This window comes from uncultured Lutibacter sp., assembly GCF_937891065.1.
Lineage (GTDB): Bacteria > Bacteroidota > Bacteroidia > Flavobacteriales > Flavobacteriaceae > Lutibacter.
This window is the reverse complement of the sequence record NZ_CALAEQ010000066.1, coordinates 1-6,826: the sequence shown is the minus strand read 5'-3', so window position 1 is coordinate 6,826 and position 6,826 is coordinate 1. Positions and strand designations below refer to the sequence as shown.

Sequence of the window (6,826 nt, the reverse complement as noted above, 5' to 3'; positions counted from 1 at the left end):
GATTTATGAAGCGTTACAACATCAATCTAGGCTCTCAATTTTTCAAGTTATTGAAATAGTAGGGAAGAAAGGTGTTTTCCCAATTATTAAAGCATTAATTGAGAAAAACGTAATACTCGTTAAAGAACAAATTTATGAGCAATATAAGCCAAAACTTATAAAATACATTCGTTTAACAACCTTGTGGAGTTCAAATGAAAAATTAGCTGAATTATTAGAAACCTTAAGTAGAGCAAAAAAACAACGCGATGTAGTTTTAACCTATTTTCAATTAAATGCTTCAAGAAAACCAATAAAAGCAGAGAAGCTTCAAGAAGCTTCAAATTCTTCATCCTCAGTTATAAAATCACTGGTTGATAAAGGAGTTTTTGAATTTTATTTTATTCAAAAAGATCGAATTAATTTTGAAGGAAATTCTTCGGAATTAAAAGAATTAACTGAACATCAAGAAGTTGCGTATAATACTATTAAAACAACGTTTAAAACAAAACAAACTACGTTATTAAAAGGTGTTACAAGTAGCGGTAAAACAGAGATATACGTAAAATTAATTAAAGAATTACTTGACACTAATAAACAAGTGCTTTATTTATTGCCAGAGATTGCTTTAACTACACAGTTAATTGAAAGATTACAATATTATTTTGGAGAATATTTATCTGTATTTCATTCAAAATATTCTATGAATGAACGTGTTGAAGTATGGAATAATGTATTAGAAAATAAACAAAAAGCACAGCTAATTTTAGGGGCGCGTTCATCTATGTTTTTACCATTTTCAAATTTAGGGTTAATTATAGTTGATGAAGAACACGAACCATCTTTTAAACAATATGATCCATCACCAAGATATCACGCACGTGATGCGGCTATCGTATTGGCAAACCAACATAAAGCAAATGTTTTGTTAGGTTCAGCAACACCTTGTATTGAAACTTTTTACAATGCACAACAAGGTAAATACGGTTTTGTTGAATTAAATAGACGCTATGGGGATGTGTTATTACCTGAAATTGAATTGGTTGACATTAAAGAAAAGCATCGAAAAAAAAGAATGAAAGGTCATTTTTCTGATCGATTATTAGAAATGATTACGGATGCTATAGAGAATAAAGAGCAAGTTATTTTGTTTCAAAATAGGAGAGGGTATGCACCTGTAATTGAATGTGAAACTTGCGGTGTTTCTCCACAATGTCCACAGTGCGATGTAAGTTTAACATTTCATAGTTATCGAAAAGAATTACGTTGTCATTATTGTGGTTATAAAAAAGCCATGCAACATAATTGTGGTGCTTGCGGTAGTGAAAAACTAAATTCTAAAGGTTTTGGTACCGAGCAAATTGAAATAGAATTGGAAGAGCTTTTTCCAGATGCTAAGATTGGGAGAATGGATTTGGATACTACACGTGGTAAATATGGCTATCAGAAAATAATAGGACAGTTTGAAGCGCAGGAAATAGATATTTTAGTAGGTACACAAATGCTATCAAAAGGATTGGATTTTGCAAATGTATCATTGGTTGGAATTATGAATGCTGATACCATGTTAAATTTCCCAGATTTTAGAGCCCACGAACGAAGTTATCAATTAATGGTGCAAGTTTCAGGTAGGGCAGGACGTGTTAAAAAAAGAGGAAAAGTAGCTATACAAACTTTTAACCCATTTCATCAAATATTACAACAGGTATCTACTAATTCTTTTGAAGAAATGTATAAAGAACAGTTAGATGAGCGTTGGCAATATCAATATCCTCCATTTTATAGATTAATAAAAATAACGTTACGCCATAAAGATTTTAACAGGGTTGATGAAGGCGCTCATTGGTTAGGCAAGTCGTTAACAAGTGTTTTTGGTGAATATGTATTAGGGCCTTCAACACCTTCAATATCTAAGATTAGAAATTATTATATTAGAACATTAATTATTAAAATTTCACAAAAACAATCGCTTTTAATAACTAAAAATAATATTTTAAGAGTAAAAAATTCTTTTCAGGCTGTAAAAGAATTTCGCCCAATTAAATTTAATATTGATGTGGATAACTATTAGTCTTAAGAACAAAATTGAAAGATATATGAAAAATAGTGTTTATAATGCTGAATTATAGCAATTTTACCTTCAGTAAAATAACTTTTAAAATCGCTTGTCAATTAAGTAAATAGCACTATATTTGCACCCTTAAAAGTAAAAACTTAAATTTTTAATTATGAATCATTACGAAACTGTTTTCATTTTGAATCCCGTTTTATCTGAAGTTCAGATAAAGGAAGCAGTACAGAAGTTTGACGACTATCTTGTTTCTAAAGGTGCCGAAATGATATCAAAAGAAGATTGGGGGCTAAAAAAATTAGCTTATGCAATCCAAAACAAAAAGAGTGGATTTTATCACTTATTTGAATACAAAGTTAGTGGGGAAACAATTACTCCATTTGAACTTGAATTTAGAAGAGATGATAGTGTTATGCGTTACTTAACTGTGAGGTTAGATAAACATGCTATTGCTTGGGCTGAGAAAAGAAGACTAAGAAATAACGCATCTAAAAAATAAGCTATGTCTATAGAACAACAAGCAAAAGGAGGAAAACAAGGTGAGGTTCGTTACCTAACTCCACTGGACATTGACACGAAACAAATTGTTAAATACTGTCGTTTTAAAAAGAACGGTATTAAATATATTGATTATAAGGATGCAAAATTCTTATTGTACTTAGTAAACGAACAAGGTAAAATTTTACCTCGTCGTTTAACAGGAACTTCATTAAAATATCAACGTAAAGTATCTGTAGCTATTAAAAGAGCACGTCATTTGGCTTTAATGCCTTATGTAGCAGATATGTTAAAATAAAAGGACGGAATTATGGAAATTATATTAAAACAAGACGTTGAAAACCTAGGGTTTAAAGATGATATTGTAGCTGTGAAAAATGGTTATGGTCGTAATCACTTAATTCCTTTAGGGTATGCAGTATTAGCAACAACTTCAGCGAAAAAAGTATTAGCAGAAACTTTAAAGCAAAGAGCTTTTAAAGAAGAAAAACTAATAAAAGATGCTACTAAAATTGCAGATGCAATAAAAGAATTAGAAATTAAAATTGTTGCTAAAACAGGTGATGGTTCTAAATTATTTGGTTCAGTTAACAATGGTGATGTTGCAGAAGCTTTAGCAGCTGCAGGACAAGAAGTTGATAAAAAGTTTATTAAAGTTGAAGGTGGAAACATTAAAAGACTTGGTAAATACAATACTACAATTAGATTGCATAGAGCAGTAATTGTAGAATTATCAATTGAAATAATTGCAGAACAAAGTAATTAACAATATTTAGTTAATAAACATACTAAAAGCTCACTTAAACAGTGAGCTTTTTTTGTTTATATTTGAGGCGGATAAAATTATCAATTAACAATTTAATTTAATATTAAACAAAATGAAACAAAGATTACTATTTTCATTATTAATCACTGTATTTTCGGTTGTTACTGTTTTTTCACAGGTTACAACATCTAAAATTCAAGGTTTGGTAAGTGATAACACATCGGAAGGGTTATTTGGTGCAAATGTAATAGCAAAACACATTCCTACAGGGACTGTAGCTGGGACAATGACATTAGATGGCGGAAGGTATTCATTGCCTAATTTACGTGTAGGTGGACCTTATACGGTAACTATTAGTTACATAGGTTTTAGAACTATTGAATATACGGATGTATATTTAGATCTTGGTAGTGCATTTGATATAGATGTACAAATGGTTGCTGAAAGTGAACAATTAGAAGAAGTTGTTATAACTGGAGGTAGAAGTGCTACGTTTAACAATAGTAGAACTGGTGCTGAAACAAGCGTAGGTAAAAGAGAATTAACTAAATTACCAACAATTTCAAGATCTGCTTCAGACTTTACACGTTTAGATCCATCTGCTTCAGGAGGTTCTTTTGGTGGAAGAAATGATCAATTTAACAACTTTACGTTAGATGGTTCTATCTTTAATAATCCGTTTGGATTAGATGCTGCTACTCCAGGTGGGCAAACAGGATCTCAGCCTGTATCTTTAGATGCAATTGAGCAAATTTCTGTTGCAACTGCACCTTATGATGTAACTTTATCTGGTTTTACAGGAGCTTCAGTAAACGCTGTAACAAAAAGTGGTACAAATCAAGTAACAGGAACTGTTTATGGATTTTTTAGAAATCAAGATTTAACAGGTGATAAAATTAAAGGACAAAGTATTGCTGTTCCAAAATTAGAACAAACTCAAGTAGGTTTTAGCATAGGTGCACCAATTATAAAAGATAAATTATTTGTTTTTGTTAACTATGAACAAGACAAAAGATCTGATTTAGGTCAGTCTTGGTTACCTAATAATGGAGATTCAAATACTGCAATTAACGAATCAAGAGTATTATTATCCGATTTACAAGAAATTCAGTCTGCCTTAGCAGGTATTGGCTATGATACAGGTGCTTACGAAGGATTTACACATGCTTCTAATAGTACAAAAGGACTTATAAAATTAGACTGGAATATTAATGAGAAGAACCGTATGTCTTTTGTTTATAACTTTTTAGATGCTTCAAGAGAGTTGCCTGCGCATCCAACAGCTTTAGGGTTTAGAGGACCAAGCTCTCAAATGTTACAATTTGAAAACTCTGGATACGAAATAAATAATAATTTAAAATCAGTTTTAGTTGAATTAAATTCAACACTTGCTGATAATGTTACTAACAAATTACAAGTTGGATATACTCATTTTGATGATTTTAGAACTCCAGCATCTACTCCTATGCCAGCTTTTAGAATACAAGATGGAAGTGGAGGAAATTATATAGTTGCAGGTCATGAGCCTTTTTCTATCAATAATAAATTAGATCAAAAAGTATTTCAATTAACTAATAACTTAAATATTAGTAAAGGAGATCATAATTACACCATTGGATTTTCATTTGAAAAATTTCAATTTGATAACTCATTTAATTTAGGAGCTTACGGTTTAGGAGATGCAAGAGGTTATGTTGGTGCTTTCTTTGGAGATTTTGCTGATATGGATGGATTCCGTAATGGGATTGCGAATGGTTTGTTAGCAGATGCAATGGCTAATGCTCAAAATATTTTTGATACTAATAATGCAAATGATTCTTGGGCATTGGCTGAAACAAATGTTGGTCAATTAGCAGTTTACGTGCAAGATGAATGGAATATGAATGATAATTTCAAAGTTTCTTATGGTGTACGTTTTGATAAGCCATTATTCTTTGACTCAAGTCAAAAAGCACAAGATGTAATTGATTTCCCTGGAAACTTTTATGCTCCAGATGTACCATATGTTGATCCTTCAACTGGAGAAACAGTATTTTTTGATTCAACACAAATGCCAAATAATGATTTCTTAATTTCTCCAAGAATTGGATTTAACTGGGATGCAAAAGGTGATAAAACAGTACAGGTTAGAGGTGGAACAGGTTTATTTACAGGGCGTTTCCCATTTGTATGGTTAGGAAACCAAATTGGAAATCCAAATGTATGGTTTTACCAAGTTGTTGATCCTGACTTTAAATTTCCTCAAGTATGGAGAAATAGTTTAGGATTAGATTACAAATTAGAAAATGGAACAATTTTAACTACTGATTTATCTTATACAAAAGATATGAATGGTGCCCATGTTCAAAACTGGGGATTAGGATTTCCAACTGGAAGTTTGCAAGGTGTTGATAACAGACCTATTTATACAGGCTCTGATTTAGGAAATAATGCATATGTATTTACAAATTCTGATAAAGGAAGAACTTTTAATGCTTCTTTTAAAGCTCAGAAATCTTTTGAAAATGGATTGTATTTAATGGGTGCATATAATTATTTAAATTCTAAAGATGTTAACTCTATTGAAGCAGAAATTACTGGAGATGCATTTGCATTTAACCCTTCTTTAGGAAATGTAAATGATGCAAATTTAGCGTTTTCAAAATATGGTGATACACACAGAATTATTGGTGTAGCATCTAAAACTTGGACTTATGCAGCTAATAATGAATGGGAAACTACAATTTCTACATTTTTTGAATATGCACAAGGAGGAAGATTTAATTATACATATGCCGGAGATATAAATGGTGATGGATCAAACTTAAATGATTTAATTTATATTCCTACTGCATCTGAAATTGGTTCAATGCAATTTTCTGGTGCTGGGCAAGCTGAAGCTTTTGAACAATTTATTTCACAAGATGATTATTTAAGTGATAATAGAGGGGGTTATGCTGAACGTTATGGTGCTTTAGCTCCTTGGAGAGGAAAATGGGATGTGAAGTTAATTCAAGAGTTAAAATTATCTGACACAAATTCATTACAATTTACCATTGATATTTTGAACTTTGGAAATTTAATAAATTCAGATTGGGGATTAGTTCAACAACCTGATGCAGTACAACCAATTGGGGTTTCTGTAGATGGAACTGGAACACCAACTTATACGTTTAGTGAAGATTTAAAATCTACTTATGTTTATGATTCTAGTTTATTATCTAGATGGCAAGCACAATTTGGATTGCGTTATTCTTTCTAAATTTTAAAATTATATTACTAAAGCCGCCTAAATTGGGCGGCTTTTTTTTTACACGTTGAATGTCTAGTTGATAAAAACGATTTATATAACCCGTTGGGTGCAATTAATTTTTGACGTTAATTTTTCGTCAATTCGAGTGATTTTCGATAGAAAATCGTATCGAGAATAGAAAAATTATCCTTAAAAATGGTTCTCGATACATTTTTTGTTCCGTTTTACTGCATAAAAATCACTCGAACTGACGCTTTTAATAATTACACCCAACGGGTTT

At 31.2% G+C, this 6,826-nt stretch carries 5 protein-coding genes; all 5 read left to right on the top strand.

Annotated elements, in window-relative coordinates:
- Positions 1-2,050, top strand: a 2,050-nt coding sequence (priA, locus tag Q0352_RS04110) for a primosomal protein N' (protein ID WP_299524075.1), incomplete at its 5' end; no start/stop codon positions are given.
- Between the two features lie 157 nt (positions 2,051-2,207).
- A complete protein-coding gene (gene rpsF, locus Q0352_RS04105; RefSeq protein WP_299524071.1) occupies positions 2,208-2,549 on the top strand; it encodes a 30S ribosomal protein S6 in 342 nt (113 codons plus the stop codon).
- Positions 2,550-2,552: 3 nt separating this feature from the next.
- On the top strand, positions 2,553-2,846 hold the full coding sequence (rpsR, locus tag Q0352_RS04100; protein WP_299524068.1) for a 30S ribosomal protein S18: 294 nt from the start codon (positions 2,553-2,555) through the stop codon (positions 2,844-2,846).
- Between the two features lie 12 nt (positions 2,847-2,858).
- Positions 2,859-3,314: a 50S ribosomal protein L9 gene (gene rplI, locus Q0352_RS04095; protein WP_299524065.1), complete on the top strand. Its 456-nt coding sequence runs from the start codon at positions 2,859-2,861 to the stop codon at positions 3,312-3,314.
- A gap of 112 nt (positions 3,315-3,426) precedes the next feature.
- On the top strand, positions 3,427-6,555 hold the full coding sequence (locus Q0352_RS04090; protein WP_299524061.1) for a carboxypeptidase regulatory-like domain-containing protein: 3,129 nt from the start codon (positions 3,427-3,429) through the stop codon (positions 6,553-6,555).
- The last annotated feature ends 271 nt before the right edge of the window (positions 6,556-6,826 follow it).